General features: G+C 72.4%; 23 protein-coding genes and 2 pseudogenes. 15 read left to right on the top strand and 10 right to left on the bottom strand.

All coding sequences use genetic code 11. The annotated features are described in order from the left end of the window. Nucleotides 1-507: 507 nt before the first annotated feature. Nucleotides 508-1,554: a chitinase gene (locus SSP29_RS44745; protein WP_089106729.1), complete on the bottom strand. Its 1,047-nt coding sequence runs from the start codon at nt 1,552-1,554 to the stop codon at nt 508-510. Between the two features lie 156 nt (nt 1,555-1,710). Here SSP29_RS44745 and SSP29_RS44740 point away from each other — a divergent pair, with 156 nt between their 5' ends. Next, the gene (locus tag SSP29_RS44740; protein ID WP_089106728.1) at nt 1,711-2,721 is read left to right on the top strand and encodes an aldo/keto reductase; all 1,011 of its coding nucleotides are present in this window, start codon (nt 1,711-1,713) and stop codon (nt 2,719-2,721) included. 26 nt (nt 2,722-2,747) lie between these two features. Beyond that, nucleotides 2,748-3,350 (top strand): TetR/AcrR family transcriptional regulator, encoded by a 603-nt coding sequence (locus tag SSP29_RS44735; RefSeq protein ID WP_089106727.1) that lies wholly within the window; start codon nt 2,748-2,750, stop codon nt 3,348-3,350. On the opposite strand, the gene SSP29_RS60610 is transcribed toward SSP29_RS44735, so the two are convergent. The 3 genes and pseudogenes from SSP29_RS60610 to SSP29_RS44720 all read right to left on the bottom strand — a co-directional run bounded on the left by SSP29_RS60610 (nt 3,337) and on the right by SSP29_RS44720 (nt 4,556). Next, nucleotides 3,337-3,819: a hypothetical protein gene (locus SSP29_RS60610; protein WP_150136149.1), complete on the bottom strand. Its 483-nt coding sequence runs from the start codon at nt 3,817-3,819 to the stop codon at nt 3,337-3,339. The two genes, SSP29_RS44735 and SSP29_RS60610, sit on opposite strands and share 14 nt — an antisense overlap. Before the next feature lie 188 nt (nt 3,820-4,007). After that, a pseudogene (locus tag SSP29_RS44725) lies at nt 4,008-4,244 on the bottom strand (serine hydrolase domain-containing protein); the annotation flags it as partial. A gap of 93 nt (nt 4,245-4,337) precedes the next feature. Then, nucleotides 4,338-4,556, bottom strand: coding sequence for a hypothetical protein (locus SSP29_RS44720; RefSeq protein WP_089106726.1), 219 nt, complete (start codon nt 4,554-4,556; stop codon nt 4,338-4,340). A 287-nt stretch (nt 4,557-4,843) separates the two neighbouring features. Between SSP29_RS44720 and SSP29_RS44715 the strand changes: the two genes are divergently transcribed. After that, nucleotides 4,844-7,099, top strand: coding sequence for a SpoIIE family protein phosphatase (locus tag SSP29_RS44715; protein ID WP_150136147.1), 2,256 nt, complete (start codon nt 4,844-4,846; stop codon nt 7,097-7,099). 105 nt (nt 7,100-7,204) lie between these two features. Here the strand turns inward: SSP29_RS44715 and SSP29_RS44710 are convergent, their stop codons facing one another. Continuing rightward, nucleotides 7,205-8,632, bottom strand: coding sequence for an MFS transporter (locus tag SSP29_RS44710; RefSeq protein ID WP_089106725.1), 1,428 nt, complete (start codon nt 8,630-8,632; stop codon nt 7,205-7,207). Between the two features lie 100 nt (nt 8,633-8,732). Between SSP29_RS44710 and SSP29_RS44705 the strand changes: the two genes are divergently transcribed. Next, nucleotides 8,733-9,629 (top strand): helix-turn-helix transcriptional regulator, encoded by an 897-nt coding sequence (locus SSP29_RS44705; protein ID WP_089106724.1) that lies wholly within the window; start codon nt 8,733-8,735, stop codon nt 9,627-9,629. Between the two features lie 132 nt (nt 9,630-9,761). Then, nucleotides 9,762-10,103 (top strand): SCO4225 family membrane protein, encoded by a 342-nt coding sequence (locus SSP29_RS44700; RefSeq protein ID WP_089106723.1) that lies wholly within the window; start codon nt 9,762-9,764, stop codon nt 10,101-10,103. Between the two features lie 49 nt (nt 10,104-10,152). Here the strand turns inward: SSP29_RS44700 and SSP29_RS44695 are convergent, their stop codons facing one another. After that, the gene (locus SSP29_RS44695; RefSeq protein ID WP_089106722.1) at nt 10,153-11,022 is read right to left on the bottom strand and encodes a LysR family transcriptional regulator; all 870 of its coding nucleotides are present in this window, start codon (nt 11,020-11,022) and stop codon (nt 10,153-10,155) included. 319 nt (nt 11,023-11,341) lie between these two features. Here SSP29_RS44695 and SSP29_RS44690 point away from each other — a divergent pair, with 319 nt between their 5' ends. From SSP29_RS44690 to SSP29_RS58925, 7 genes are read left to right on the top strand one after another with little or no spacing between them, the layout of a single operon-like run. Continuing rightward, complete coding sequence (locus SSP29_RS44690; RefSeq protein ID WP_089106721.1) at nt 11,342-12,037, top strand: alpha/beta hydrolase; 696 nt, start codon at nt 11,342-11,344, stop codon at nt 12,035-12,037. Continuing rightward, nucleotides 12,034-12,972: a sulfurtransferase gene (locus tag SSP29_RS44685; RefSeq protein ID WP_089106720.1), complete on the top strand. Its 939-nt coding sequence runs from the start codon at nt 12,034-12,036 to the stop codon at nt 12,970-12,972. The genes SSP29_RS44690 and SSP29_RS44685 overlap by 4 nt, the downstream gene beginning before the upstream one ends. After that, nucleotides 12,969-13,835, top strand: coding sequence for an ABC transporter permease (locus tag SSP29_RS44680; RefSeq protein WP_089106719.1), 867 nt, complete (start codon nt 12,969-12,971; stop codon nt 13,833-13,835). Before SSP29_RS44685 ends, SSP29_RS44680 begins: the two co-directional genes overlap by 4 nt. A gap of 5 nt (nt 13,836-13,840) precedes the next feature. Further along, nucleotides 13,841-14,557 (top strand): ABC transporter ATP-binding protein, encoded by a 717-nt coding sequence (locus SSP29_RS44675; RefSeq protein WP_089106838.1) that lies wholly within the window; start codon nt 13,841-13,843, stop codon nt 14,555-14,557. Further along, nucleotides 14,554-15,615 carry an ABC transporter substrate-binding protein gene (locus SSP29_RS44670; protein WP_438363846.1) on the top strand — a complete coding sequence of 354 codons (1,062 nt, stop codon included), beginning with the start codon at nt 14,554-14,556 and terminating at the stop codon, nt 15,613-15,615. The genes SSP29_RS44675 and SSP29_RS44670 overlap by 4 nt, the downstream gene beginning before the upstream one ends. A 54-nt stretch (nt 15,616-15,669) precedes the next feature. After that, nucleotides 15,670-16,770 carry an LLM class flavin-dependent oxidoreductase gene (locus SSP29_RS44665; RefSeq protein WP_089106718.1) on the top strand — a complete coding sequence of 367 codons (1,101 nt, stop codon included), beginning with the start codon at nt 15,670-15,672 and terminating at the stop codon, nt 16,768-16,770. Between the two features lie 38 nt (nt 16,771-16,808). Continuing rightward, nucleotides 16,809-17,003: a hypothetical protein gene (locus tag SSP29_RS58925; RefSeq protein ID WP_167450156.1), complete on the top strand. Its 195-nt coding sequence runs from the start codon at nt 16,809-16,811 to the stop codon at nt 17,001-17,003. Here SSP29_RS58925 and tnpA read toward each other — a convergent pair. Next, nucleotides 16,937-17,351: pseudogene (gene tnpA / locus SSP29_RS44660) on the bottom strand (IS200/IS605 family transposase); the annotation flags it as partial. The gene SSP29_RS58925 and the pseudogene tnpA overlap by 67 nt on opposite strands. A gap of 25 nt (nt 17,352-17,376) precedes the next feature. Between tnpA and SSP29_RS44655 the strand changes: the two are divergent. Together SSP29_RS44655 and SSP29_RS44650 are read left to right on the top strand one after the other, a co-directional pair. Further along, entirely contained in the window at nt 17,377-18,600 is a 1,224-nt protein-coding gene (locus SSP29_RS44655; protein ID WP_089106717.1) for an RNA-guided endonuclease InsQ/TnpB family protein, read from the top strand. Between the two features lie 339 nt (nt 18,601-18,939). Further along, the gene (locus tag SSP29_RS44650; protein WP_150136142.1) at nt 18,940-20,316 is read left to right on the top strand and encodes an FAD-binding oxidoreductase; all 1,377 of its coding nucleotides are present in this window, start codon (nt 18,940-18,942) and stop codon (nt 20,314-20,316) included. Here SSP29_RS44650 and SSP29_RS44645 read toward each other — a convergent pair. Both SSP29_RS44645 and SSP29_RS44640 read right to left on the bottom strand, forming a co-directional pair. Beyond that, nucleotides 20,294-20,515: a hypothetical protein gene (locus tag SSP29_RS44645; protein ID WP_089106716.1), complete on the bottom strand. Its 222-nt coding sequence runs from the start codon at nt 20,513-20,515 to the stop codon at nt 20,294-20,296. The genes SSP29_RS44650 and SSP29_RS44645 overlap by 23 nt on opposite strands. 47 nt (nt 20,516-20,562) lie before the next feature. Beyond that, nucleotides 20,563-22,014, bottom strand: a complete 1,452-nt coding sequence (locus tag SSP29_RS44640) for an MFS transporter (RefSeq protein WP_089106715.1) — start codon at nt 22,012-22,014, stop codon at nt 20,563-20,565. A 142-nt stretch (nt 22,015-22,156) separates the two neighbouring features. Between SSP29_RS44640 and dusB the strand changes: the two genes are divergently transcribed. Beyond that, the gene (gene dusB / locus SSP29_RS44635; protein WP_089106714.1) at nt 22,157-23,344 is read left to right on the top strand and encodes a tRNA dihydrouridine synthase DusB; all 1,188 of its coding nucleotides are present in this window, start codon (nt 22,157-22,159) and stop codon (nt 23,342-23,344) included. 27 nt (nt 23,345-23,371) lie between these two features. Here dusB and SSP29_RS44630 read toward each other — a convergent pair whose 3' ends face one another. Beyond that, nucleotides 23,372-24,943: a sulfatase-like hydrolase/transferase gene (locus tag SSP29_RS44630; RefSeq protein ID WP_368669291.1), complete on the bottom strand. Its 1,572-nt coding sequence runs from the start codon at nt 24,941-24,943 to the stop codon at nt 23,372-23,374. Nucleotides 24,944-25,893 lie beyond the last annotated feature (950 nt).

The following is a 25,893-nucleotide window of genomic DNA, read 5'->3' as shown; positions in this document are numbered from 1 at the left end:
AGTGCCGGGGGGCGGCCGACCCGCGGGGCGCGGGGAACCGCGCGACCAGCCCTCACCGGGCCCGCGGGGACCCACCGGCCGGTCCGGCACCGCCGGAATCCACCGTCGTGGCTGATCGCCGTTGCGGCGGGATCGGGCGGGCCGGCGGGATCGGGTGGGCCGGCCGGATCGGGTGGGTGGCGGTGTGTTGTGAGTGCCGGGGAGGGCGGCCGGCCTGAGGGGCGCGGGGAACTGCGCGATCGGCCCTCACCGGGCCCGCGGGGACCCGCCGGCCGGTCCGGCACCGCCGGAATCCACCGTCGTGGCTGATCGCCGTTGCGGCGGGATCGGGCGGGCCGGCGGGATCGGGCGGGCCGGCCGGATCGGGTGGGTGGCGGTGTGTTGTGAGTGCCGGGGAGGGCGGCCGGCCTGAGGGGTGCGGGGAAGTGCGTGATCGGCCCCCGCCGGGCCGCGGGGACCCCGCCGGCCGGTTCGGGGGTGGGGTGGCGGTCGGCCGGTTCGGTGGGGTCAGCGGCGCTGGAGGGCCTTCACGTTGTCGCCGAAGGTCCAGTTCTTCGAGCCGTCCCAGTTGATCGACCAGGTCATCAGTCCCTTGAGGGACGTGCCGTAGTGGTTCCAGGCCTGGGAGACCAGGGACGGTGACATGTAGCCGCCGCCCGCACCGGACTGCGCGGGCAGGCCCGGGACCTGCTTGTCGTAGGGCACCTTGACGGTGGTGCCCTGTACGACCAGCCCCTTGTTGAGGCAGTCGGTCTGCGCGGTGAAGCCGGCCACCGTGCCGGCCGAGTAGGAGTCGCCGGAACAGCCGTACATGCTGCCGTTGTAGTACTGCATGTTGAGCCACCAGAGGCGGCCGTTGTCGGCGTACTTCTTGATGATCGGCAGGTAGGCGCCCCAGATCGAGCCGTAGGTGATGCTGCCCCCGGTGACGTACGCCGTCTCCGGGGCCATCGTGAGGCCGAAGCCGGACGGCATCTGGGCGAGGATCCCGTCGATGATGCGGACCAGGTTGGCCTGGGACGTGGAGAGTTGGGTGATCGACCCGCTGCCCACCAGGCCGGTCTCGATGTCGATGTCGATGCCGTCGAAGTTGTACTTCTTCAGGATCGGGACGATCGTCGAGACGAACCTGTCGGCCACGGTGGAGGAGCTGAGGTCGATGCCCGCGGCCGCGCCGCCGATCGACAGCAGGATCGTCTGGCCGGAGGCCTTCGCCGCGCACATCTCCGCGGGCGTCGCCACCTTCACGCCCGTGTCCATGCCGTCCTCCCAGAGCGCCGTTCCGTCGGAACGGATCACGGGGAAGGCCGCGTTGATCACGTTGTAGCCGTGGGCGGCGATCCGGGAGTCGGTGATCGGGGTCCAGCCGAAGGGCGGGTGGACCCCGTTGGCGGAGCCGTCCCAGTTCTCCCAGTACCCCTGCAGCACCTTGCCTGCGGGGCGGGACTTGACGGCACAGGTGTCGGCGGCGGAAGCGGGCGCGGCGGCGGGGAGCTGGGTGAGACACGCGGTCGCAAGGGCGGCGGCGAGCAGACTGAGCGTGCGGCGGATCATGCGGGGCCTCCCGGTGGGGTCGGGGTGGGGCGCACGGGTGTCGTAGTCATGACAATGCGCGTGGTCCAGACCTCCCGTCAATAGGTCTGGACCATTCAGGACAGCTATGGAATGACAGATATTGAAATCTGTCAGCTGTCATGCAAGGGTGGAGCCATGACGACGCACACCCGCTCCCTCGGATCCACCGGCCCCCAGGTCTCCGCCCTCGGCCTCGGCTGCATGGGCATGTCCGCGCTGTACGGCGAGGCCGACCGCGCCGAGTCGATCGCCACGATCCACGCCGCCCTCGAAGCCGGCGTGACCCTGCTCGACACCGGCGACTTCTACGCCATGGGCCACAACGAGATGCTGGTCGGCGAGGCCCTGCGCACGGCTCCCGCCGCCCTCCGGGAAAAGGCGCTGACCAGCGTCAAGTTCGGCGCCCTGCGCGACCCGGACGGCGGCTGGAACGCCTACGACGGCCGCCCGGCCGCCGTGAAGAACTTCGCCGCCTACTCCCTCCAGCGCCTCGGCGTCGACCACATCGACGTCTACCGGATCGCCCGCGTCGACCCGGACGTGCCGATCGAGGAGACGGTCGGCGCCATCGCCGAACTGGTCGAGAAGGGACACGTCCGGCACATCGGGCTGAGCGAGGCGAGCGTGGCGAACATCCGGCGGGCCGCCGCCACCGCGCCCATCTCCGACCTGCAGATCGAGTACGCGATCATCACCCGCGACATCGAGCGGGAGATCCTGCCGACCACCCGTGAGCTGGGCATCGGCATCACCGCGTACGGCGTGCTCTCCCGGGGGCTGATCTCGGGTCACTTCACCCGCGACCGGCAGCTCGGCGCGGGCGACTTCCGGGCCTTCTCGCCGCGCTTCCAGGGCGACAACCTCCAGCACAACCTCGACCTCGTCGAGGCGCTGCGCAAGATCGCCGACGAGAAGGGCGTGACGGTCGCGCAGATCGCCATCGCGTGGGTGCTGTCCCGCGGCGACGACATCGTGCCGCTCGTCGGCGCCCGCACCCGCGAGCGGCTCGCCGAGTCCCTGGGCGCGCTGGACGTCACCCTGGACGCGGCCGACCTGGCGGCGATCGAGGAGGCCGTACCGGCGGACGCGGCGGCGGGCACCCGCTACCCGGCCGCGCAGATGAGCCATCTCGGCACCGAGCACTGACCGCGGCGCCAGGTACCGTCTAGGCCATGGCAGCGACGTCCCCGACCCCGACCCCGGCCCTGACCGCCGAGCGCATCCTTGAGGCGACCGAGGAGGTGCTGCGCCGGCACGGCCCGGCCAAGGCCACCGTGGTGGACGTGGCGCGCGCGCTCGGTGTCAGCCACGGCAGTGTCTACCGGCACTTCCGGACCAAGGCCGCGCTGCGGGAAGCGGTGACGAAGAGGTGGCTGGACCGCACCTCGGCGCAGCTGTCCGGCATCGCGGCCGGCGACCGGGACCCGGAGGTCCGGCTGCGTGACTGGCTGCAGGCCCTGTTCGACGCGAAGCGGCGCAAGGCCGGCGCCGACCCGGAGCTGTTCGCCACCTACATGGTGCTGGTCGACGAGAACGGCCCGGCGGTCACCGAGCACATCGCCGACCTGACCGGCCAGCTGACCGGGATCATCCGGGACGGGGCCGGGACGGGTGTCTTCACCGTGCCCGACCCCGCCGCCGCGGCCCGGACCGTCTTCCAGGCCACCGGCCGCTTCCACGACCCGGGCTATGCGCGGGAGTGGGTGCGGCCGGAGGCCGAGGCGGACTTCGGGGCGCTGGTGGAGCTGCTGCTGCGAGGCCTCAGCTCACGTTGACCGTCACGGTCGGGGAGTAGACCTTCTTGCCGACCGCCGAGACCCGCAGATGCTCGGCGCCGGGGTTGTTGAGCTTCGCGGTCAGCGAGTAGGAGCTGCCGTTCTTGACCTTCGCGGTCGCCTTGAGCGGGATCCACTTGCCGCCCACCTGGTGCTGGAGCACCAGCGGCCAGCCCACCTTGAGTCCGCTGGTGCGGCCGGTGAAGGTCACCGGGTCACCGACGCCGACCGAGGTCTTGTCCGCCTTGACCGAGATCGAGGACATGGTGGAGGGGCTCGGCTTGGGGTTCGGCTTGGCGCTCATGCTGGGCGACGGGGTCGGCTTGGGGTTCGGCTTGGCGCTCATGGTGGGCGACGGGGCCGGCTTGGCCCCGGTGGCGAAGGCCCCGGCGGAACCGGCCGACAGCAGGGCCACGGAGAGCGCACCGGCGGCGAGGGCTCGGGAGATCTGGCGCTGGGTGGTGTGCATGGACGTACTCCTGTCGAGTGACGGGGGGACTCGACAAGGGTTGGCCGGGGCGCGCCCGGCGGCGACCCGAGCGGCCTCCGAAGCGGGTGGGCGCCGCCCCTCGGCCCGGTAAAGTCCGCAGGTGGCGACGGGTGCCCTGACCTTGCGGTTCCTCTTCGGATACTCACCCGAACGGCGTAGTGTCCGCGCTAGGCCGTGACCCGCCAGAAGTCCCGCATCAGCGGGGTCGGCGTCGGGCTCGTCATGGCCGTCTGGGTCATGAGGACCGTGACCGTACCGGTGGCGGGGACGATGTGCGCGGTGGTGCCGGTGCCGCCGACCCAGCCGTAGCGGCCCGGCACCGACCAGGGGCCGGCCGGGGTGACGTCGACCTGGCCGCCGTATCCCCAGCCCTGGCCCTCCAGGAAGAGGCCGGCGTTCTCGCGCGGCGCAGGGCGGCATGCAGCGGGGGCACGGTCATCGGTCGTCCTTCCGGTGGGCGCGGTCTCGGGCGGTACGACTCCCGCGCCGCCGGAAAGTCATCGCGAGGGCTGGGCGCCCGCCGGATCCACGGTGGCCTGGTGGGCCTCGGCCAGATGCTCCTGCGCCTTCAGCCAGGGCAGGAACTGCGCGCCCTTGCGCCAGCCGCAGGTGTCGCATTCGATCGTGCGCTGCACACCCGTGCGCTGCACCCGGACCACGTGTTCCCGGCCGTGCTGGTCCCAGCGGCTGACCTTGCTCTCGTCGATCTGCGACATGACGCCTCCGGAGTCCGTACCCGGTCTGCTGTTCGGCACGTGTCGACGGCGGGCCGACGGCAAGGAGTGTGCAGCAAGACCAACATCAACGGGGATTTCTTCACCGGGTTTTAGCGAGGACGCCCCCGGAGTTCACACGGCGGACAAGGCCCCTTGGGCGCGCCCCCGTACCAACCGCCGGATCATGAGCCGGACTTGGTGTACTGGCGGAAACCCTGGACAGGGCATTGACCCTGGCTCAAGATGAAAGCGACCTTGTGTGAAGCGGCCACCGGCACGGAGAGGCGATGCTGCCGGATCCTCAACGTTTCCTGGCCGTTGCCGGCCGCCGGATCGCCCGCGCCGAGGGCGCGGACCAGGCCGTCCGTGAGCTGTACCGCGTGACGGTCCCGGACCTGGCGGACGGGATGTTCGTCTACCTCGGCGACCACTTGCCGGGCCGGTCCGAGCCGGAGCGCCTTCGGCTGGACGGGGTGCCCCTCGAACTCGGCGGCGTCATGGGCGGAACGCCCCCGCCGTCGAGACCGGTGGCGCCCGACGGCGCGCTCGCCGCGCTCCTGCGCTGCGGCAGGGCACGCGGCCGGGGCCCGGACGACGTGGACGAGGCCCTCCGCGAACTCCTGGGGACGGCACCCCGGCTCCCGCAGGGGAACCGGGTCCTGCTCGCCCCGCTGCGCGCCCCCGACGCGGTCGTGGGCGTGGTGGTGTTCCTGCGGCGCCCGGACCGAGAGGACTTCGTGGAGGACGACATCGCCCTGGCCGACGCACTGTCGGCGCAGACCGCGCTCGGCGTGCGCGAGGACACCCTCGGGTCCGGGCCGCCCGCCGTGCCCAAGGCCCCGGACGAGGACCGGCTGCGCTACGTCGGCGCGGCCACCCGGCGGATCGCCCGCGGCTTCGACACCGACGAGATCGTGCTCGGCCTGTGCCGGGCCGCCGTACCGACGTACTCCGACGCGGCCCTCGTCTACCTGCGCGACCCGCTCCCGGTCGGCGACGAACGCCCCAACGGCCCGGCCGTGCTGCGGCTGCGCCGCACCGACCGGCTCAAGGGCCCCGGCGCCGAGGGCCTGGTCTGGCCCGCGGAGACGGTGGACGACGAGCAGGACGACCTGGACGCCTCCGACTGGAGCGAGGTGGTGCCCGGCGGCGCCCTCGCCGAGGTGCTCCGCGGGGTCCGGCCGGTGTTCGCCGACACCCCGCCGACCCGCGCCGCACTGGGCGAACTCGTCGGCGCGGACAGCGCGCTGAACGACTGGGTCGGCTCGCACGCGATCCTCGCCCCGCTGCGCGGCCGCCGCCGGGTCACCGGCGCGGTCGTCTTCCTGCGCCGGCCCGAGCGCCCGGCGTTCGAGCCCGCCGACCTCCTGGTCGCCGCCCAGCTCGCCACCCACACCGCGCTCGGCGTCGACAAGGCCGTGCTGTACAGCAGGGAGGCGTTCATCGCCGACCGGCTGCAGCGCGCGATGCTGCCGCACTCCCTGCCCCGGCCCACCGGCGTCCGGCTGGCGGTGCGCTACCTGCCCGCCGCCGAGACCGCCCGCGTCGGCGGCGACTGGTACGACGCCATCCCGCTGCCCGGCAGCCGGGTGGCGCTGGTCGTCGGCGACGTCATGGGCCACTCCATGACCTCGGCCGCCGTCATGGGCCAGCTGCGCACCACCGCGCTGACCCTGGCCGGCCTCGACCTGCCCCCGCAGGAGGTGCTGCACCACCTCGACGAACAGGCCCAGCGGCTCGGCACCGACCGCATGGCCACCTGCCTGTACGTCGTCTACGACCCGGTCTCGCACCGCATGACCGTCGCCAACGCCGGCCATCCGCCGCCGATCCTGCTGTACCCGGGCGGCAAGACGGAGGTCCTCACGGTGCCGCCGGGCGCCCCGATCGGCGTCGGCGGCATCGACTTCGAGGCGGTCGAGCTGGACGCGCCCACCGGGGCCACCCTGCTTCTCTACACCGACGGCCTGGTCGAGTCCCGGCTGCGCGACGTGTGGACCGGCATCGAGCAGCTGCGCGAACGGATCGCCGCCACCGCCCAGCTGACCGGTCCCGACCGGCCCCCGCCGCTTGAGGCCCTGTGCGACGAGGTGCTCGACATGCTCGGGCCGGGCGACCGGGACGACGACATCGCGCTGCTCGCCGCCCGCTTCGACGGCATCGCGCCGAGCGACGTGGCGTACTGGACCCTGGAGCCGGAGGTCGGCGCCCCCGGCCGGGCCCGCCGGCTCACCCGGCAGGCCCTGGCCGGCTGGGACCTGGAGGACCTCACCGACACCGCCGAGCTGCTGGTCAGCGAGATCGTCACCAACGCCGTACGGCACGCCTCCCGCCCGATCAGCCTGCGGCTGCTGCGCACGGACGTGCTGCGCTGCGAGGTCGGCGACGACGTGCCGCAGCTGCCGAGGCTGCGGCAGGCCAAGGCCACCGACGAACACGGCCGCGGGCTGTACCTGGTGCACCGGCTGGCCCGGCGCTGGGGCACGACCCGGCTGGGCACCGGCAAGATCGTCTGGTTCGAACTGGGCGGCAGTGGCGGCTGAGTGCGCCGCTGGGAGTGCCGCATCGGGTCGTCAGGCGTCTGCGGCGCCGTCGTGGCTGGTCGCGCAGTTCCCCGCGCCCCTTCGGGGGCGCGGAATGCGGGGCGGTCAGTTCACCGTGCGGGGCAGGCGCAGGCTGAGCAGGCCGGTCACCACCGTCAGGCCCAGCTGGACCAGCAGGGTGGTGACCAGGGCGTCCCGCATGCCCTGGTGCGGGACCAGGGAGAGGAACAGGGTGCCCAGGGTGGCCACGCCGAGGGCGAGCGCGGACTGCTGGGTGGTGACCATCACGCCGCTGCCCACCCCGGCCCGCGCGGGCGGCACCTCCGACATCACCAGACGCAGCACGTTGGGGAGTTGCAGGGCCTGACCGGCACCGGCGATCGCGACCCCGGGCAGCAGCCCGGCGAAGTCCAGGTGCGGCCAGTCCCGCCGGGCGGCGAGCACGATGAGGACGATGCCGACCGCCTGGATCACGGACCCGGCGGTCACCACCCGGCTGCCGTACCGGGCGATCAGCCGCGGCCCGGCGAGCGAGACGAACAGGAAGGCGACCGCCATCGGGGCGAGCGCCATGCCGGCCGCGACCGGGCCCAGATGCTCCCCGCTCTGCAGGGCCACGGCGATCACGAACATGAACCCGCTGAACCCGATCGAGAACGGCAGCATCAGCACCAGACCCCGGCGCAGCGAGGCGAGTTCGAACAGGCTCGGCGGCACCAGCGGCGTACGGCCCGCGCGGTCGGCGCGGCGCTCCACGGCGTAGAAGGCGACGGCCACGCCCGGGAACGCGGCCAGCGACAGCCAGGTCCACAGCGGCCAGCCCGCCGCCCGGCCCTCGGTGAGCGGGGCGAGCAGGGCGAGGAGAGAGGCGGCGAGGAGCACGGTTCCGGGGCCGTCGACGGGCTGGGGCTTCTGCGACTTCGTCTCCGGCACGAACCGGGCGCCGAGCACCAGCCCGACGACCACGACCGGCACGTTGACGAGGAACACCGAGCGCCAGCCGGTGCCCCAGAGATCGGCGGCGACCAGCACCCCGCCGAGTATCTGCCCGGCCACCATGGAGAGGCCGGCGGTGGCGCCGTACAGGCTCATGGCCCGGGCGCGGCGGCCGCCGGCGGTGGCGGCCTGGATGGTGGCGAGGACCTGCGGGAGCATCGCGGCGGACGCGGCGCCCTGGGCGACCCGGGCCGCCACCAGCGTCCAGGCGCTGGGCGCGAGTCCGCAGGCCAGCGAGGTCAGCCCGAACGCGGCCATGCCGCCGAGGAAGAGCCGGCGGCGCCCGAACAGGTCGCCGAGCCGCCCGCCGAGCACCAGCAGCACGGCGTAGGCGACGCCGTACCCGGCGACGACGAGTTCCAGGACCGCCTCGCCCGCGTGCAGGTCGGCGCCGATGGTGGGCAGGGCGACGTTGACGATGAAGAAGTCGATGAGGGGAAGGGCGGCGGCCAGCAGGACGGTGAACAGTCCGGGGCCGCCGAGCGCCGGTGGCGCGGCCGGGGACCGTACGTTCGCGGTGGTGACGGTTTCGGTCATGCACCGAGCCTGCGGTCTCCCCGAGACTGGTACCAGAGTCTCCTTCTCCTGGTAGTAGAAGTACCTGGCAACAGGATCGGCGATACGGCAGGCTGGATGCATGACGACCACGGCGCAGGAGACGACGCCCCTTCGGCAGCAGGCGGCCCCCGCCCCGGGCCGGGGTGCCGACATCCGCCGGCACGAGCTGGCCGCGTTCCTGCGCAGCCGCCGGGAGCGGATCACCCCGGAGGAGGTGGGCCTGCCGCGCGGCACCCGCCGCCGCACGCCCGGCCTGCGCCGCGAGGAGGTCGCCCAGCTCTCCGCGGTCGGCGTCACCTGGTACACCTGGCTCGAACAGGCCCGGGACATCCAGGTCTCCGTCCAGGTCCTGGACGCCCTCGCCCGCACCCTGCGGCTCGACGGCACCGAGCGCGCCCACCTCTTCCAGCTGGCCGAAGCCGTCGACCCGACCCCGGCCGCGAGCTGCACGGGCGTCACCCCGGCCCTGCACGAGATGCTCCGCGCCCTGGAACCCCTCCCGGCCTCCGTCCAGAACAGCCGCTACGACATCCTCGCCTACAACCGCACCTACGCCCGCCTGATGGGCGACCTCGACGCGGTGCCGCCCGAGGACCGCAACTGCATGATCCTCGTCTACACCAACCCCGACTGGCGCCGCTCGATCGTCGACCTGGAGGAGACCCGCCGCCTGATGGCCGCGAAACTCCGCGGGTCCATGGCCGGCCATCTCGCCGAGCCGGCCTGGAAGATGCTGGTCAAGCGGCTGGCGGCGGAGTCCGCGGAGTTCCGCGAGAACTGGGAGCGCTACGAGGTGGTGGACCTGCGCGCCAGGACCAAGCGGTTCCTCAACCCGCACGTCGGCCTCCTCACCCTGGAACACACGGACCTGTTCCTGAACCCGGGGTCCGGGGCGCGGATGGTCACCTACGTCCCGGCGGACGACGACACGCGGGAGCGGCTGGAGAAGCTGTACGACGTGGCACGGGCGGCATAGTCGAACTCCTGACCTGGGTAAGGGAATCAGTTCGCACAACTGAGTACGCGTACTCAGGACCGGGGCGCGGTCCTGCCCCGACGATGCAGTAGGGGAGAGGGAACTCGACGACCGGCCACGGGGGAGACGACGATGGAAACCGGCCCGGCCCGCACCGTTGTCCGGCTGATGCTCACCAACCGCCTCTCGGTGGCCTACCTGGTCCTGGTCGCCGTCGTCATCGCCAAGGCCGTCGTCGACGCCGGCGACGCGGACGACCACGGTTCCGACTACGCCTGGCTCTGGCCGCCCCTGGTCACGTTCCCGGTGTACCCGCTGCTCGCGGCGCTCGGCCGGACGGCCTGGCGCACGGACACCCCGAACTGGTTCTTCATCGGCACGGTCGTCGTCTCGGCGCTGCTCCAGTCGCTGGTCCTGGGCGCCCTGCGGCAGGCCGTCCTGGCACGGCACCGCCGCTCGATCGCCTCCTGCTGACCGCTTCGGCCGACCACTGCGGCCCGCCGTCGCTGTGACAGGGCGGCCGTCAGATCCCGTCCGCCGCCGCCCCGCCGAGCAGCTCCCGGACGGCGGCGAACGCGGCCCGTACCGTCGTGGGGTCGGCGCCGGGGCGGGCGAGGGCGCTCATCGGGATGGGGGTGACGGCGGGCAGGCCGTCGTACCGGGTCAGGCCGTCCGGGGCCGCGCCGACCGCGGCGATCAGGGCGACGCCCTGCCCGGTGCGGGCGATGTCGAGGACGCCCGCGAGATAGCCGGCGTCGCCGACGACCGTGGCCGGCACACCCTGCGCGGCGAGCGTGGCGATGGCCCGGCGGCGGATCGCGCAGGGCTCCTCGATGGCGACCAGCGGCACGGGGGAGGGGGCGTCCGGCCGTCGCCAGCCGGGGGTCGCGTGCCAGGAGAGCGGAAGACCGCCGACGGGCGTGCCCTCGGTGGCGGCGGCCTCGGTGACGTACACCGCCACATCCACGCTGCCCCGCTCGACCGCCTCCACCAGCCGTGCGGAGCGGTCGATGCGGTACCGGACCCGGCAGCCGGGCCGTACCTCCTGGACGGCGGCGGTGAGCCGGGGCAGGAACTGGTCCGCCGCGTGCTCGGTGGAGCCGATGGTGACGGTGTCGCCGTCCGCGTCCAGCAGCACCCGCAGGGCCTCGTCGTGGACGGCGAGGATGCGCCGGGCCTGTTCGAGCAGCAGGCGGCCCTCGGGGGTGAACCGGGTGCCGCGGCCCTCGCGTTCGACCACGGGGTGTCCCAGCGCCTTCTCCAGTTTGCGCACGTGCTGGCTCACCGCCGACTGGCTGAGGGCGAGCGTGCGGGCGGCCCGGTGGAAGCCGCCGCAGTCGGCGACCGCGGTCAGGCTGCGCAGGGCCACGATGTCGAGGACGGGTCGGGACATAGCGGTGACGGTAGCCGTTTCCCCGACCGATCGCGATCCCTGATCGGTTTCGATGCGGAATCATCGTTGGACGCGTTCGGTCACCGCCGCTCATGATGGACCCATGTTCGCGACCGCCACGGCTGCCCTTCTGACGCAGCGCCGAGTCATCGACTTCGGCGTGGCGTGCAGCGCCCGCTGTCGCTGATTCCTCCGCGCCTGCGCGCGTCCTTCCGCTGCCCGCACCGAAATCGCCCCGTGGCTGACACGTGCCGGTGACGGCCGCCTCTCCTCCCCTTTTTTCTCTTTCCCCCTGCTCCGGAACGGGAGTTGCCCCCTCATGCCCTTCTCCTGGGACGAACCCGAAGGCCTCGCCGCGCGCGGCACGCTGATCGTGCTGGCCGGCCGCGGTGAACACGGCGGTGTGTACGAGCGGTTCGGCCGCCGGCTGGCCTTCGACGCCTACCGCGTCCGCGCCCTCGGCGACCCCGCCGCCGACCCGGCGGTCCTCGACGAGGCCGCCAAACTCCTCGCCGACGAGTCACTGCCCGGACCGAAGGTCCTGGTCGGCTCGGACACCGGCGCCCGGTACGCCGTGGAGCTGGCCGCCGAGCCCGCCTCCGGCGCCGACGCGCTGATCCTGGCCGGGCTGCCCACCGGCCCCTGGACGGCGGGCAGCTGGGAGGCGGAGATCGAGGCGCGCACCGGCTGCCCCACCCACCAGGCCCGGCTGACCGGCGACCCCGCGTTCCGGCGCGGAGCCCTCGACACCACACCCGACCTGCCGGAACTCCGCCTGGACCGGGTACGGGTGCCGGTACTGGCCCTGCACGGCAGGGACGACACGGTCAGCCCCCTGGCGGCGGCCCGCGCGGCCTACGCGGGTTCCCCGGCCCACCTGGTGGAGTTCACCGGCGGCCGCCACGACGTCCTCAACGACGCCCTGCACCGTACGGCCGCCGCCACCGTCGTGCTGTTCCTGGAGCGCCTGCGTCTCTCGCCCGAGCTGCCCCCGATCGCGGAGGGCCTCGCATGAGCCGCCGGGTCCTGACCACCGCCGCCGAGCTGCGCGACCTGCTCGGCTCCGACCGGCCGCCCGCCGTCCTCGACGTCCGCTGGGCACTGGGCGACCCGCACGGCCGCGGCCACTACGCCGCCGGGCACATCCCGGGCGCGGTCTACGTCGACCTCGACACCGAACTGGCCGCACCGCCCTCGCCGCGGGACGGCCGCCATCCCCTGCCCGACCCCGACACCTTCCGGTCGGCGGTACGGCGCTGGGGCGTGCGCGAGGGGCAGGCCGTCGTGGTCCACGACGACCTGGGCAACACGGCGGCCGCACGGGCCTGGTGGCTGCTGCGGTACGCGGGCCTCACCGACGTCACGCTCCTCGACGGGGCGCTGGGCGCCTGGCGGGCGGCCGGGCTGCCGCTGGAGACCGGGATCCCGGCCGCTCCGGCGCCCGGAGACGTCGTACTCCGGGCGGGTGCGCTGCCCGTGACGGATGCCGACGGCGCCGCCGAACTCGCCGCCGACGGGCTGCTGCTGGACGCGCGGGCCGGGGAGCGGTACCGGGGCGACGCCGAGCCGGTGGACCCGAGGGCCGGGCACATCCCGGGCGCGGTCTCCGCGCCGACCGGCGAGAACCTCGCCGCCGACGGCACCTTCCTTCCCGCCGACGTACTGCGCGAACGGTTCGAGAAGGCGGGCGCGGGCGCGGCCGCACGGATCGGCGTCTACTGCGGCTCCGGGGTCACCGCCGCCCACCAGATCGCGGCCCTGGAGATCGCCGGGTTCGAGGCGGTCCTGTTCCCCGGCTCCTGGTCGGCGTGGTCCGCGGATCCCGGCCGCCCGGCCGCGACGGGACCCCTGCCGTCCGGACCGCTCTCCGTGGCGAGGGGTTCCTCCGTGGGGGGTTCCTCCGCGAGGGGTTCCTCCGCGAAGGATTCCTCCGTGGGGGGTTCCTCATGACCACCGAATCGCTGAAGGCCGCCGTTCCCGCGCCGCAGGCCGCGCCGACGGCCGGGCGGGTCACGATCCGCGGCACCGTCCGGCAGGGCCGTCGGCCGGCCGTGCCCCGTTCCGTGCGCCGCGCCGCCGGACCGGTCGGCCTGGTCCTGCTCTGGTTCCTGGCCTCCGCCACCGGTGTCCTGCCGGAGTCCGTGCTGGCCTCCCCGGTGGACGTGCTCAGACAGGCCGTCGACCTCACCAAGGACGGCGAACTGCCCCGCGCCATCGCCGCGTCGGGCCGCCGGGCCGCCATCGGCTTCCTCATCGGCGCCACGGTCGCCCTCGTCCTCTCCCTCCTCGCCGGGCTGTTCCGGCTCGGCGAGGACGTCATCGACTCCTCGATGGGCATGTTCCGGGCGATCCCCTGGGTCGGTCTGATCCCGCTGTTCATCGTCTGGTTCGGCATCGAGGAGACCCCGAAGATCGCCCTGGTCGCACTCGGCGTCACCTACCCCCTGTACTTCAACATCTACGGCGGCATCCGCTCCACCGACGCCCAACTCGTCGAGGCCGCCCGCATGATGGGCCTCGGCCGGCTCGGCCTCGTGATGTACGTGATCCTGCCGAGCGCGCTGCCCGGTGCCCTCGTGGGACTCCGGTACGCCCTGTCGACGGCCTGGCTGGCCCTGGTCTTCGCCGAGCAGATCAACGCGGACGCGGGCCTCGGCTATCTGATGAGCAACGCCCAGCAGTACTTCCGCACCGACGTCATCGTGCTGTGCCTCGTCGTCTACGCCCTGCTCGGTCTGGCCTGCGACTTCGCCGTACGGATCCTGTCCCGCCGCCTGCTGACCTGGCGGGCCAACTTCGAGGGCGAGGCGTGAGCACCATGGCCAACAGTGTGGAGATACGCGGGCTTTCCCGGGCCTTCGACGGCAACACCGTCCTGCACGACCTCGACCTCGACCTGCGTGAGGGCGAGTTCGTGGCCCTGCTCGGGCACAGCGGCTGCGGCAAGTCGACGCTGCTGAGGATCCTCGCCGGCCTCGACGGCGAGATCGGCGGCGAGGTGACCGTGCCGGTGCGCCGCAGCGCCGCGTTCCAGTCGCCCCGGCTGCTGCCCTGGCTGAAGGTGTGGCGCAACGTCGTCCTCGGCCTGCCCGGCCGCCCCGACCGCGCGCTCGCCGCGAAGGCCCTGGACGAGGTGGGCATCGCCGACCGTGCCGGGGTGTGGCCGAAGACCCTCTCCGGCGGCCAGGCCCAGCGGGTCTCGCTGGCCCGCGCCCTGGTCCGGGAGCCCGAACTGCTGCTCCTCGACGAGCCGTTCGGCGCCCTCGACGCCCTCACCCGCGGCAAGGTCCAGCAGCTCGTCGCCGAACTCTGGCAGTCGCACGGCTGCGCGGTCCTCCTGGTCACCCACGACGTGGAGGAGGCGCTGCTGCTCGCCGACCGGGTGCTGGTGATGGACGGCGGCCGGATCGCCCACGAGCTCACCGTCGACCTGCCCCGCCCCCGCGACCTGACCACCCCCGACTTCGTCTCCCTGCGCGCCCGGCTGCTCGGCTGGCTCGGCGTCACCCGCACCCTGGAAGGAACCCCCTCGTGACACGCGCCGTACGCGGACCCCGCAGACTCGCCGCCACCGCCACCGCCACCGCCACCGCCACCGCCACCGCCACCGCCACCGCCACCGCCACCGCCACCACTGCCGCCACCGCCGCGCTGAGCGCCCTCGCCCTGCTGGCGCTGTCCGCCTGCGGCGCGGACTCCTCGGCCGACGCCTCCTCCAAGGGGCAGGTCACCCTCACCATCGGCGACCAGGCCAAGACCCTGCAGACGATCGTCGCCGCCTCCGACGCCCTCAAGGGCGCCAAGTACAAGGTGAAGTGGGCCGAGTTCGAGGGCGCCGCCCCGCTCTACCAGGCCGTTCAGGCGGGCGCCGCCGACACCGGCTACTCCGCCGACCTGCCCGCCCTGCAGGCGCTCAGCGGCGGGGTGAAGCTGAAGAACATCGCCGCGCTCAAGAACGACGGCACCCACGTCGGCATCGTCGTCCGCAAGGACTCCGGCATCGACAGCGTCAAGGACCTCAAGGGCCAGAAGGTCGTCGTCTCCTCGGCCAAGGGCAGCGTCTCGGAGTACCTGCTGGCCAACGTGCTGAAGCAGAACGGGCTCAGCTACAAGGACGTCAAGGTGCAGTACCTGCTGCCGACCGACGCGCAGGCCGCCTTCGCCTCCGGGAAGATCAATATCTGGGCGACCTTCGGCGTCTACCAGGCCGTCGGGCTTGAGCAGGGCGGCCGGCTGCTCGTCGACGGCGCGGACGGCCGGGTCAGCGGCATCGGCTTCGTCAACGCCTCCGACAAGGCCCTCGCGGACACCTCCAAGAAGGCCGCGCTGTCCGACTTCCTCAAGCGCCTCGGTACGGCCCTGAAGTGGACCAGCACCCACCAGGACGCGTACGCCAAGGCCATCGAGCAGCGCAACGGCGCCGACGCGACCGTCGCCAGGACCCTGGCCTCCGCCGCGTACAGCCAGGTGCTGCCGATCACCTCCGACGTGAACACGACCGTCCAGGGCGTCGCCGACCTCATGAACGGCATCGGCGTCCTCGACCCGAACGTCGACGTGGCGAAGTCCGCCGACACCTCTCTCCTCAAGTAGCCACGAGCAGCCACGAGCCCTCTCAAGCAGCCCCGAGCAGTCACGGGAGTCTTCATGCCTGTCGAGTTCATCAGCGCCGTCCACACCGACGCCGGAGCCTCCGGACCCGCCGCCTCCAGCCGTACCGGCCTGGACGTCGACCACCTGCGCAGGTACGCCCGCGCCCTGGACGACGGCGGCTTCGACCACACCCTGGTCGCCTACCACTCGGCCTCCCCGGACGCCTTCCAGGTAGCCCAGTTCGTCGCCACCCACACCGAACGCGTCCGCCCGATCCTCGCCCACCGCCCCGGCGTGATCTTCCCGACCCACGCGGCCCGCGCCCTCGCCACCCTCGACCAGATCAGCAACGGCCGCCTCACCCTCCACATCATCTCCGGCGGCAACGACGAGGAGCAGCACCGCGAGGGCGACTACCTCGACAAGGCCGAGCGGTACGAGCGTTCCGACGAGTACATCCAGATCCTCCGGAAGGTCTGGCAGGCCGACGGCCCCGTCTCGCACCACGGCAAGTACTTCACCTTCGAGGGCTACTACTCGGACGTGAAGCCGGTGCACGGCCTGGTCCCGGTCTCCGTCGGCGGCTCCTCCCAGGACGCCTACCGGGTCGGCGGCCAGCAGGGCGACATCTTCGGCCTGTGGGGCGAACCGCTGAAGGAGACGGCCGAGCAGATCGCCGCCGTCAACGCGGTCGCCGACGCGGCCGGCCGCCCGCACCCCCGGATCTGGGTCTCCTTCCGCCCGATCATCGCGCCCACCGAGGAACTCGCCTGGGAGAAGGCGCACCGCACCCTCGGCGTCCTCAAGGACCAGGCCCGCACCACCGAACTGCTCCGCCACTACCGCACCGCAGGGCGCCCGGCGAACGTCGGCTCCCAGCGGCTGCTCGACATCGCCGAGCGCGGCGAGGTCCACGACCGCTGCCTGTGGACCGCCCCCGCCGTCGCCACCAACGCGGCCGGCGCCTCCACCGCCCTCGTCGGCACCCCCGAGACCGTCGCCCAGGCCCTCCTCGACTACGTCGACATCGGCTGCGACCTGCTGTCGATCCGCGGCTACGACCCGCTCAACGACGCCATCGACTACGCCCGGCACATCCTGCCCCTGGTCCGCCAGGAACTGGCCCACCGCGCCGCCACCGCCCCCGCCGCCTGACACCCCCGTCGACTCTGCGAGTACCCCATGGAGACCCCGTGTTGTTGCCCCGCGCCCTGCTCACCGCCCTCCTGCTGCCCTTCGCCGCGGCCTGCGGCGGCAGCGCCCAGGCCGACTCCGAGCACGACGTCACCCTCCGGGTCGGCGCCACCGGCTGGAGTTGGCCGGGTCGGCTCTGTTGCTCGATGCACTGCCGGACGACGGGGTGTGCTCCCAAAGCGCTGGCGAAGTAGGACCCGGACCAGAGCTTGAGTTGGCCCGCCAGCAGTGCCAGGCGAGACCGGAGAACTCTCCCCCAGCCTCCGGCCCGGGAGGTACCCCCACGCGCGGGCGGTGGGAGGAGAAACCCTTGAGGGAGTTGACGAGTTTGGTCACAGCGACCTTGAGCTGGAAGTTCACCAGGAGATGGCCGTGGTTGTCCTCGCCTTTGAGTCCGCGCACACCGCTCGCTTGATCTCCTCCATGCGCGTCAGATGGGCATCCGTGAACACCTTGTGTCGGAACTTGGTCACAAATACCAAGTGGACTTGCATCACGAAAACACAGTGCCGACCAGTTCTGATGTTCTGCATCTCAGCCACAACCCAAGTACGTAGCGTGATCCGTATGCAGCTTCGGTACAGCTTCCGCCTGTACCCGGCACCGGGCCGGCGCGCCGCGCTGGCAAGGGCGTTCGGGTGCGCCCGGGTCGTGTTCAACGACGCGGTGCGGGCCCGTGAGGACGCCCGCGCAGCGGGCAGGCCATTCCCGACGGCGGGTGAGCTGTCCCGCACTCTGATCACCCAGGCCAAACGGACCGCCGAGCGATCCTGGCTGGGCGAGGTTTCCGCGGTGGTGCTGCAGCAGTCTCTGCGGGATGCCGAGACGGCGTACCGCAACTTTTTCGCCTCACTCAAAGGGGAGCGTCAGGGCCCGAAGTTGAGCGCGCCGCGTTTCAAGTCGAGTAAGGACCACAGGCAAGCGATTCGGTTCACCGCGAACGCCCGTTGGTCCATCACGCCCAGCGGGCGGCTGAACCTGCCGAAGATCGGCGAGGTACGGGTGAAGTGGTCCCGAACCCTGCCCGGCGTCCCGTCCTCGGTCACCGTGATCAAGGACGCCGCCGGGCGGTACTTCGCCTCCTTCGTCATCGACACCGACCCAGCCGCCGACGCCGCCCGGATGCCCTCCAGCGACCAGACCGTGGGCGTCGATCTCGGACTGACCCACTTCGCCGTGCTGTCCGACGGCACGAAGATCGACAGTCCTCGGTTCCTGCGCCGGGCGGAGAAGAAGTTCAAAAAGGCGCAGCGGGAGCTGTCCCGCAAGCAGAAGGGATCGAAGAACCGCGGCAAGGCCCGTCTGAAGGTGGCCCGTGCTCACACGCAGGTCGCCGATGCGCGCCGGGAATTCCACCACCAGTTGTCCACGAGGCTGATCCGTGAGAACCAAGCGGTCGCCGTGGAGGACTTGGCGGTCAAGGCGCTGGCGCGTACCCGGCTGGCGAAGAGTGTCCACGATGCGGGCTGGTCCCAGTTCGTGGGCATGCTGGAGTACAAGGCGAAGCGGTATGGGCGGACCTTCGTGAAGGTCGGCCGGTTCGAGCCCACCAGCCAGGTGTGCTCCGCCTGTGGTCATCCGGGCGGCCCCAAGCCCCTGCACGTGCGGGAGTGGACCTGCCCGGCTTGCGATGCCGTCCACGACCGTGACCACAACGCCGCGAAGAACGTGAAACAGGCCGCCGGACTGGCGGTGACAGCCTGTGGAGCGCAGGTAAGACCAGAACCCGTTCTGGCACAGCGCGACGAAGCAGGAAGCCACGGAAGCCCGCTCTGTGCACGTGCCGCGTAGCCGTGCAGCACCGAGCGAGCAGGCCAGAATCTCCCTCCTTCATAGGGAGAGCGAGTCAAGTCAAGAACACCACCGCACACCAGCGGCGCCCCCAGGGTTGGATCCGGCGCGCGCATCCTCTCCTGCAACTTCCTCTGGTCGGCCCGCGAAAGCGTGCTTGGCAGCTCCGCGCAGAAGGCCGCTGCGGCCGACTTGATTAGCCCGTACAGAACGCTTCAACCCCGGCCTGGCCCGCGGCAACCCCCTGGAGCGGCACTTCCGCGACATCCAGTGCGCGCCGGTGCACGCCACTCAGGAGGACATCACCCTGCTCACGATCGGAACGAAGGCCCTGAACCCGTGACCGTCACCGACACCACCACCGCCCCCGCCCGGCTGCTCGGCCTGCTCGCCCGCGACCTGCCGCCGGACCGGCTGGCCACCGACCCCCGCACGCTGGCCGCGCACGCCACCGACCGCTCCGGCACCCACCCCGAAGGGCTGCCGCTCGCCGTCGTACACGCCCGGCGCACCGAGGACGTGACGGTGACCCTGCGGCACGCGCACGCGCTGCGGGTGCCGGTGGTTCCCCGGGGCGCGGGCACCGGCCTGTCCGGCGGGGCGACGGCCGGCGAGGGCTCCCTGGTCCTGGACCTGTCCGGGATGAACCGCATCCTCGAACTGTCCCCGGAGGACCAGCTCGCGGTCGTCGAACCGGGCGTGATCACCGCGGAGCTGGACCGAGCGGCGGCCGCCCACGGACTGCGCTACGCACCCGACCCGGCCAGCGCCGTCCTGTCCACGATCGGCGGCAACATCGCCACCAACGCGGGCGGCCTGCGCTGCGCCAAATACGGCGTGACCCGGGACAGCGTGCTGGGCCTGGAGGCGGTCCTCGCGGACGGCACGGTGGTCGCCACCGGCCGCCGTACCGTCAAGGGCGTCACCGGCTACGACCTCACCGGGCTGCTGACCGGCTCGGAGGGCACCCTCGCGGTGATCACCGGGGCGACCCTGCGACTACGGCCGCTGCCTGCCGCGACGGCGACACTGGCCGCATACTTCGCCACCTTCGAGGCGGCGGCGCAGGCGTCGTACGCCGTCGCGCGCGCCGGGGTGGTCCCGGCCCTCGCGGAACTGCTCGACGGACCGGTCCTGGCGGCCGTCGACCCGGCCCTGCGCGAGCGCGGCGCCGCCCTGCTGATCGTGCAGTGCGACGGCGCCGGGGCGGCCGCCGAGGCGCAGGCGGTGGCCGACGTCCTGGCCCCGTCGGCCACGAGCGTGCGGACAACGGGCGACCCGGCCGAGGCGGAGGCATTGCTTGCGGCCCGCCGCGAGGCCCTCCCCGCGCTGGAACGCCTCGGCCGCCCCCTCATCGAGGACATCGCGGTACCCCGCTCCCGGCTCGCCGAGGCGGCCGCGGAGATCCGCGCGATCTCGGCCCGCCACGGGACACCGGTCTTCACCATCGCCCACGCGGCCGACGGCAACCTGCACCCGATCATCGTGGTCGACCCGGCCCTGGACCGGCTGCCGGACGCGGCCTGGGAGACGGCCGGCGAGATCTTCGCCCTGGCCCTGCGCCTGGGCGGCACCCTCACCGGCGAACACGGCGTCGGCGTCCTCAAGCGCCAGTGGGTCGCCGACGAACTCGGCCCGGCCGCCCACGCACTGCAACGCCGCCTGAAGCAGGCCTTCGACCCCCACGGAATCCTCAACCCGGGCAAGGCCCTGTGAGGCCGAGGGTCCGGCGGGCGCGGTTGACGAGCTCCTGGGCCCCGCCGGTCTCCACGGCGAACGCCTCGACTGCCCGGAGACAGGCCGCCTCGATCTCGCCGTGATCGCTGACGGTGTCCTCGGCGCCGGTGTAGTGCCCGTGTTCGTCGCGGTCGGCGGGGACGTACTTGGTCACGCGGTAGACGTAGGGGAGTGGCACCTCCCCATCTTCCAGCACGGCCCTGACACCGCTTCAGGGCAACGCCTCTAGACCCGCTCCGCGGCCCCCGCGGCCGCGCGGATCTCCGGTGACTCCAGGCGCTGCGCGGCCCGCTCGGCGGTCGCGCGGGCCCAGCGGCCGTTCGTCACAGCGCCGAGGAGCAGGACCGCGAGGCCGCAGCCCGCGAGGATCCACCAGCCGGGGCGGGCCGCGGACACGAACCTGCCGGCGTACGACGACGAGCCGATCCCGGAGGCCAGCACCGCGCCGATCACCGCGACGCCCAGGGTCTGGCCCAGCTGGCGGCTGGTGGAGGCGACCGCGGCGGCCACGCCCGCCTGGGTCCTGGGCATGCCCGACACCGCCGTGTTGGTGATCGGGGCGTTCACGAAGCCGAAGCCGATGCCGAACAGGACGTAGCCGAGGAAGAGAGTGGTGTCCGAGGTCTCCGCCTCGAACGCGGCGAACAGGACCGCGCTGGCGGTCATCGCGATACCGGCGATCACCAGCGGCAGGCGCGGTCCCCGGCTGCCGACCAGGCGGCCCGCCAGCGGGGCGCACAGGAACATCGGGACCGCCATCGGCAGCATCCACAGGCCCGCGTGCAGGGCGTCGAGGCCGCGCACGTTCTGCAGGTAGAGCGTGGACAGGAACAGGAAGCCGCCGAGCGAGGCGAACGCGCTGATCGCGGTCACGGTCGCGCCGCTGAACGGCGCCGAGCGGAAGAAGCGCAGGTCGATCAGGGGTTCGTCGCGCCGCGGCTCGTACCAGAGGAGGCCCAGCAGAGCGGCCAGGGCGACCGCGGCGAAGGGGAGGACCGTGCCGGTGCCCGCCGTCGGCGCCTCGATGATCGCGTATGTGAGGGAGCCGAACAGGGCGATGACCAGGACCTGGCCGACCGGGTCGGGGCGGCGGGCCTTCGGCGCCCGGGACTCCGGCACGAAGCGCAGCGTCAGCAGCACGGCCGCGAGGCCCACCGGGATGTTGACCCAGAAGATCGCCCGCCAGCCCACCGACTCCACCAGCAGGCCGCCGACCAGCGGGCCGGCGGCCATGGATATGCCGACCACCGCACCCCACACCCCGATCGCCCGGGCCCGCTCACGCGGGTCGGTGAAGGTGTTGGTGATGATCGACATGGCGACGGGGTTGAGCATCGAGCCGCCCACCGCCTGGACCATGCGGAACGCGATCAGCGAGTCGAGGTTCGGCGCCAGGGAGCAGAGCAGCGAGCCGACCGAGAAGACGACCAGGCCCGTCATGAAGACCTTCTTGCGGCCGACCCGGTCGCCCGTCGACCCCGCGAGCATCAGCAGCGAGGCCAGGACCAGTGTGTACGCGTCGATCGTCCACTGCAGACCCGCCGTCGAGGCGTGCAGCTCGCGCTGCATGGACGGCAGTCCGACATTGAGGGCGGTCGTGTCGAGGCTCACGATCAGCAGGCTCATGCAGCAGATGGCAAGGACGAGCATGCGTCGGCGGGGGCTCAGCTCGGGCATGGCCCCCATCGTACGCCCACTTCGATAGTGCGTCTAACTAATGAGTGCTACATGATCATAACGGGCGGTGCGGGAGGGGCGGTTGTCCACAGGTATGACGAGCGCCGGACGAGCACCGCGCCGCGTACGGGACAATGGGGGAATGCCCGAGCCCACGTCGCCCCTCCAGATCGGCCCGCACACCGTCCGCCCGCCGGTCGTCCTCGCCCCCATGGCGGGGATCACCAACGCGCCCTTCCGGACCCTGTGCCGGCACTTCGCCGAAGGCGAAGCCTTCGCCGGAGGCGAAGCAAAGGCTGGGGCCAGTGGGGGCAAGGGGCTGTTCGTCAGCGAGATGATCACGACCCGGGCGCTGGTCGAGCGCAACGAGAAGACCATGCAGCTGATCCGCTTCGACGAGAGCGAGCAGCCCCGGTCCATCCAGCTGTACGGCGTCGACCCGGCCACCGTCGGCAAGGCCGTCCGCATGATCGCGGAGGAGGGCCTGGCCGACCACATCGACCTGAACTTCGGCTGCCCGGTCCCGAAGGTCACCAGGAAGGGCGGCGGGTCCGCCCTCCCGTACAAGCGGAACCTGCTGCGCGCCATCCTGCGCGAGGCGGTCAGCGGCGCCGGTGACCTCCCGGTCACCATGAAGATGCGCAAGGGCATCGACGACGACCACATCACCTACCTCGACGCCGGCCGCATCGCCGTCGAGGAGGGCGTGACCTCGATCGCCCTGCACGGCCGCACCGCCGCCCAGCACTACGGCGGCACCGCCGACTGGGAGGCCATCGCCCGCCTGAAGGAGCACGTCCCGGAGATCCCCGTCCTCGGCAACGGCGACATCTGGTCGGCGCAGGACGCGCTCAGGATGGTCCGGGAGACGGGCTGCGACGGAGTGGTCGTGGGCCGCGGCTGCCTCGGCCGGCCCTGGCTCTTCGCCGACCTGGTCGCCGCCTTCGAGGGCCGTACGGAAGACGTCCTGAAGCCCTCGCTGCGCGACGTCGCCGACATCATGGTCCGGCACGCCGGCCTGCTCGGCGAGTGGCTCGGCGACGAGTCCAAGGGCGTGGTCGACTTCCGCAAGCACGTCGCCTGGTACCTCAAGGGCTTCGCGGTCGGCAGCGAGATGCGCAAGCGCCTCGCCGTCACGTCCTCGCTCGCCGAGCTCCGCGCCGGCCTGGACGAACTGGACCTCGACCAGGCCTGGCCGGCCGGCGCCGACGGGCCCCGCGGCCGTACGTCCGGCAACAACCGGGTGGTGCTGCCGGACGGCTGGCTGAAGGACCCGTACGACTGCGCGGGCATCGGCGAGGACGCGGAACTGGACACGTCCGGGGGCTGAGCCGACACCCGCTGCGGGCCGGTGCCGCTAGTTCGTCTTCGGGTGCGGGGTAGAGCCGTACGCCGTCAGGAACTTGTCGCGGAACGCGCTCATCTTCCACACCGGGGCGTTGTGCGCCGGGCGCAGACCGTCGGTCCAGTTCCAGGAGTCGATCGCGTCAAGGACCTTCGGGTCCTTGGCGACGATCGAGATCGGCACGTCACGGCTGGCGTGGTTGCCGCTGACCCGGGCGATCGGCTGGTGGTCGCCGAGGAAGACGAGCACCGTGTTGTCGTTGCCGTAGCGCTCCAGCCACTCGGTGAGCGCGGTCACCGAGTACTGGACCGACTTGCCGTACTCCTGGCGGGACTTGGTGGTGTCGGCGATGACGTCGGAGGCCTTGTTGCCGGCCTTCTGGATGGCGTTGAAGATCGAGCCGTCGCCCAGCTGGTCCCACGGCACCATCTTCGGGATCGGCGCCCACGGCTGGTGGCTGGAGGTCAGGATCACGAACGACATCCGGGACTTGCCGTCGGCCGGCTTCTTGCTGTGCACCCGGTCCTGGAACTGCTGGAGCGCGTACTGGTCGGGCATCGTCGACCAGCTGAACTTCGGTCCCTTGTAGCCGAGCTGGAAGGCGTTGTAGACCTTGTCGAGGCCGTAGTAGCTCTGCTCCGGCCAGCCCTTCTGGATACCCGGCATCACGCCGACCGTGTCGAAGTCACCGGTCTTCTGGAACGCCTTGGTGATGCTGAGGTGGTCGCTGGCCATGACGGTCCGGTAGCGCTGCTGGTTGCTGACCCACAGACCCGACATGGTCGTGGAGTGCCCGAGCCAGCTGCTGCCGCCGTAGGTCGCCGACGTCAGCCAGCCGCTCTTCGCGTGGAAGCCGGCCTTCGCGAGCGCCTCGGTCCGGACGGCGAGCGTGTTGTCGACGCCGGGTGCCTCGATCGGGTCCTCGATGGCGCTGCGGCCGTAGCTCTCGATGAACGTGAAGACCACGTCCTTGCCGCGCAGGCTGGTCAGCAGCTGGTCGGGCGGGGTGTTCCCGAAGGCGTCCACCTTGGCGACCTTCTGGAACTCCGCCTCGTCGTGCAGGGTGTCCTTCACCTGCCGGGCCTTGATCTCCAGCGTGGTCGCGGTGCTGTCGGCGGCGAGCGGCACGCCGCCGGCGAGCTGGACACCGAAGGAGGAGCAGGTGATCCAGACGACGCCTGCGATCAGCGTGCCGCGGGTGGCCCGCCCCGGATGCCGGGCGAGCAGATTGCTCAGCCGGACCGTCGCCAGCGCGAGCAGCACGAACAGCAGCAGCACGAGGACGACGGCACCGACGCTGACGGCGAGGGTGGCCGTCCGGCCCAGCGTGTCCTCCAGGTACGACTCCGCGTCGCCGAGCAGGCTCCAGTCCAGGATGGCGTTGAAGCTCCGGCCCAGGTACTGCTTGAACCCCATGTCGAGGGCGTTGACCAGGGTCAGCGCGCCGAGTACGACGCCGAACACCGAGGCCAGCACGATCCGGGGCCGCCGGGGCAGCGCCAGCGCGACGGCGGCCGCGATGATCCCCTCGGAGGGCAGCCGCACGAACTTCGCGGGCCCCAGCTCGACGACGGTGTTCGGCATCACCAGCGCCGCGATCACGAGCGCCGCGCAGAGCACGGTGACGCCGATCGACAGCACGGAGGCAGCGGTGGGATGCGCGTCCCGCCACGCCTCCCGCCGCTCCCGAACCCGCCCACTCCAGGCGGCCCAGCCGCGACGACGGGGGCGGGGGGCGCCTTCCGGGGCGGGAGCGACCTCGGTGGCGCTCTCGGAAGCGGGGCCGGGCCGGGGGTCGCCTTCGGCGGTGGCTTCGGGCGTGGATCCGGGTTCGGCGTCGTCGGTCTCGGCGTCGGCTGCGGGTCCGGGACCGGCTTCGGCGTCGGCTTCGGTCTCGGCGTCGGCGTCGGCGTCGGCTGCGGGTCCGGGACCGGCTTCGGCGTCGGCTGCGGCTGCGGCTGCGGCTGCGGGTCCGGGACGGGCTTCGGCGTCGGCTTCGGTCTCGGCGATGGCCTCGGCGGCGGCTTCGGTGGTGGCTTCGGTTTCGGGGTCGGCGGCGGCTATGGACTCGGCCTCGTTGGCGGCCTCGGCGGCGGCTATGGGCTCGGCTTCGGTCTCGGTGGCGGCCTCGGGTGCGGCTTCGTCGGCAGCGGGCTCAGGAGTGCCGGTCGCCTCGGAAGCCTCTTCCTCCCGCTCGGACGTCAGGACCTCGGACGCCTCCGGCGCGGTTTCGCGTTCGGACGGCCCGGGGGGCGTGTCCGATGGCTGGCGAATGCTCGTGTGCTGAGGCAACCCGGAGGTCCTTCCGTGCGAGACCCGTGAAACGGAGGGCGGGCCGGCGCTCGGAGGCCGAACCCACCACAATTCCGTACGGCTCCCTTCAGGCCCGCGCTCAGGCCATTCGGCAAACACCGGGCAAACACAGCATCAGGCCGCGGGAAGCGCCCCGAAGGGGCGCGGGGCTGTGTCAATTTGCGGCTCCGCCGCGTGGGCGCGACCAGCCCCCACTCACCCGCACCCGACGCACGGCCCCC

The organism is Streptomyces hyaluromycini (genome assembly GCF_002217755.1).
In the GTDB taxonomy this organism is placed as follows: domain Bacteria; phylum Actinomycetota; class Actinomycetes; order Streptomycetales; family Streptomycetaceae; genus Streptomyces; species Streptomyces hyaluromycini.
This window is presented reverse-complemented; position numbering and strand designations above follow the sequence as displayed.

Excerpts from the sequence above, each read along its gene's own strand:
- SSP29_RS44745 (WP_089106729.1), bottom strand. The coding sequence starts at position 1,554 with ATGATCCGCCGCACGCTCAGTCTGCTCGCCGCCGCCCTTGCGACCGCG.
- SSP29_RS44740 (WP_089106728.1), top strand. The coding sequence starts at position 1,711 with ATGACGACGCACACCCGCTCCCTCGGATCCACCGGCCCCCAGGTCTCC.
- SSP29_RS44735 (WP_089106727.1), top strand. The coding sequence starts at position 2,748 with ATGGCAGCGACGTCCCCGACCCCGACCCCGGCCCTGACCGCCGAGCGC.
- SSP29_RS60610 (WP_150136149.1), bottom strand. The coding sequence starts at position 3,819 with ATGCACACCACCCAGCGCCAGATCTCCCGAGCCCTCGCCGCCGGTGCG.
- SSP29_RS44720 (WP_089106726.1), bottom strand. The coding sequence starts at position 4,556 with ATGTCGCAGATCGACGAGAGCAAGGTCAGCCGCTGGGACCAGCACGGC.
- SSP29_RS44715 (WP_150136147.1), top strand. The coding sequence starts at position 4,844 with ATGCTGCCGGATCCTCAACGTTTCCTGGCCGTTGCCGGCCGCCGGATC.
- SSP29_RS44710 (WP_089106725.1), bottom strand. The coding sequence starts at position 8,632 with ATGACCGAAACCGTCACCACCGCGAACGTACGGTCCCCGGCCGCGCCA.
- SSP29_RS44705 (WP_089106724.1), top strand. The coding sequence starts at position 8,733 with ATGACGACCACGGCGCAGGAGACGACGCCCCTTCGGCAGCAGGCGGCC.
- SSP29_RS44700 (WP_089106723.1), top strand. The coding sequence starts at position 9,762 with ATGGAAACCGGCCCGGCCCGCACCGTTGTCCGGCTGATGCTCACCAAC.
- SSP29_RS44695 (WP_089106722.1), bottom strand. The coding sequence starts at position 11,022 with ATGTCCCGACCCGTCCTCGACATCGTGGCCCTGCGCAGCCTGACCGCG.
- SSP29_RS44690 (WP_089106721.1), top strand. The coding sequence starts at position 11,342 with ATGCCCTTCTCCTGGGACGAACCCGAAGGCCTCGCCGCGCGCGGCACG.
- SSP29_RS44685 (WP_089106720.1), top strand. The coding sequence starts at position 12,034 with ATGAGCCGCCGGGTCCTGACCACCGCCGCCGAGCTGCGCGACCTGCTC.
- SSP29_RS44680 (WP_089106719.1), top strand. The coding sequence starts at position 12,969 with ATGACCACCGAATCGCTGAAGGCCGCCGTTCCCGCGCCGCAGGCCGCG.
- SSP29_RS44675 (WP_089106838.1), top strand. The coding sequence starts at position 13,841 with ATGGCCAACAGTGTGGAGATACGCGGGCTTTCCCGGGCCTTCGACGGC.
- SSP29_RS44665 (WP_089106718.1), top strand. The coding sequence starts at position 15,670 with ATGCCTGTCGAGTTCATCAGCGCCGTCCACACCGACGCCGGAGCCTCC.
- SSP29_RS44655 (WP_089106717.1), top strand. The coding sequence starts at position 17,377 with ATGCAGCTTCGGTACAGCTTCCGCCTGTACCCGGCACCGGGCCGGCGC.
- SSP29_RS44640 (WP_089106715.1), bottom strand. The coding sequence starts at position 22,014 with ATGCCCGAGCTGAGCCCCCGCCGACGCATGCTCGTCCTTGCCATCTGC.
- dusB (WP_089106714.1), top strand. The coding sequence starts at position 22,157 with ATGCCCGAGCCCACGTCGCCCCTCCAGATCGGCCCGCACACCGTCCGC.
- SSP29_RS44630 (WP_368669291.1), bottom strand. The coding sequence starts at position 24,943 with ATGCCGAACACCGTCGTCGAGCTGGGGCCCGCGAAGTTCGTGCGGCTG.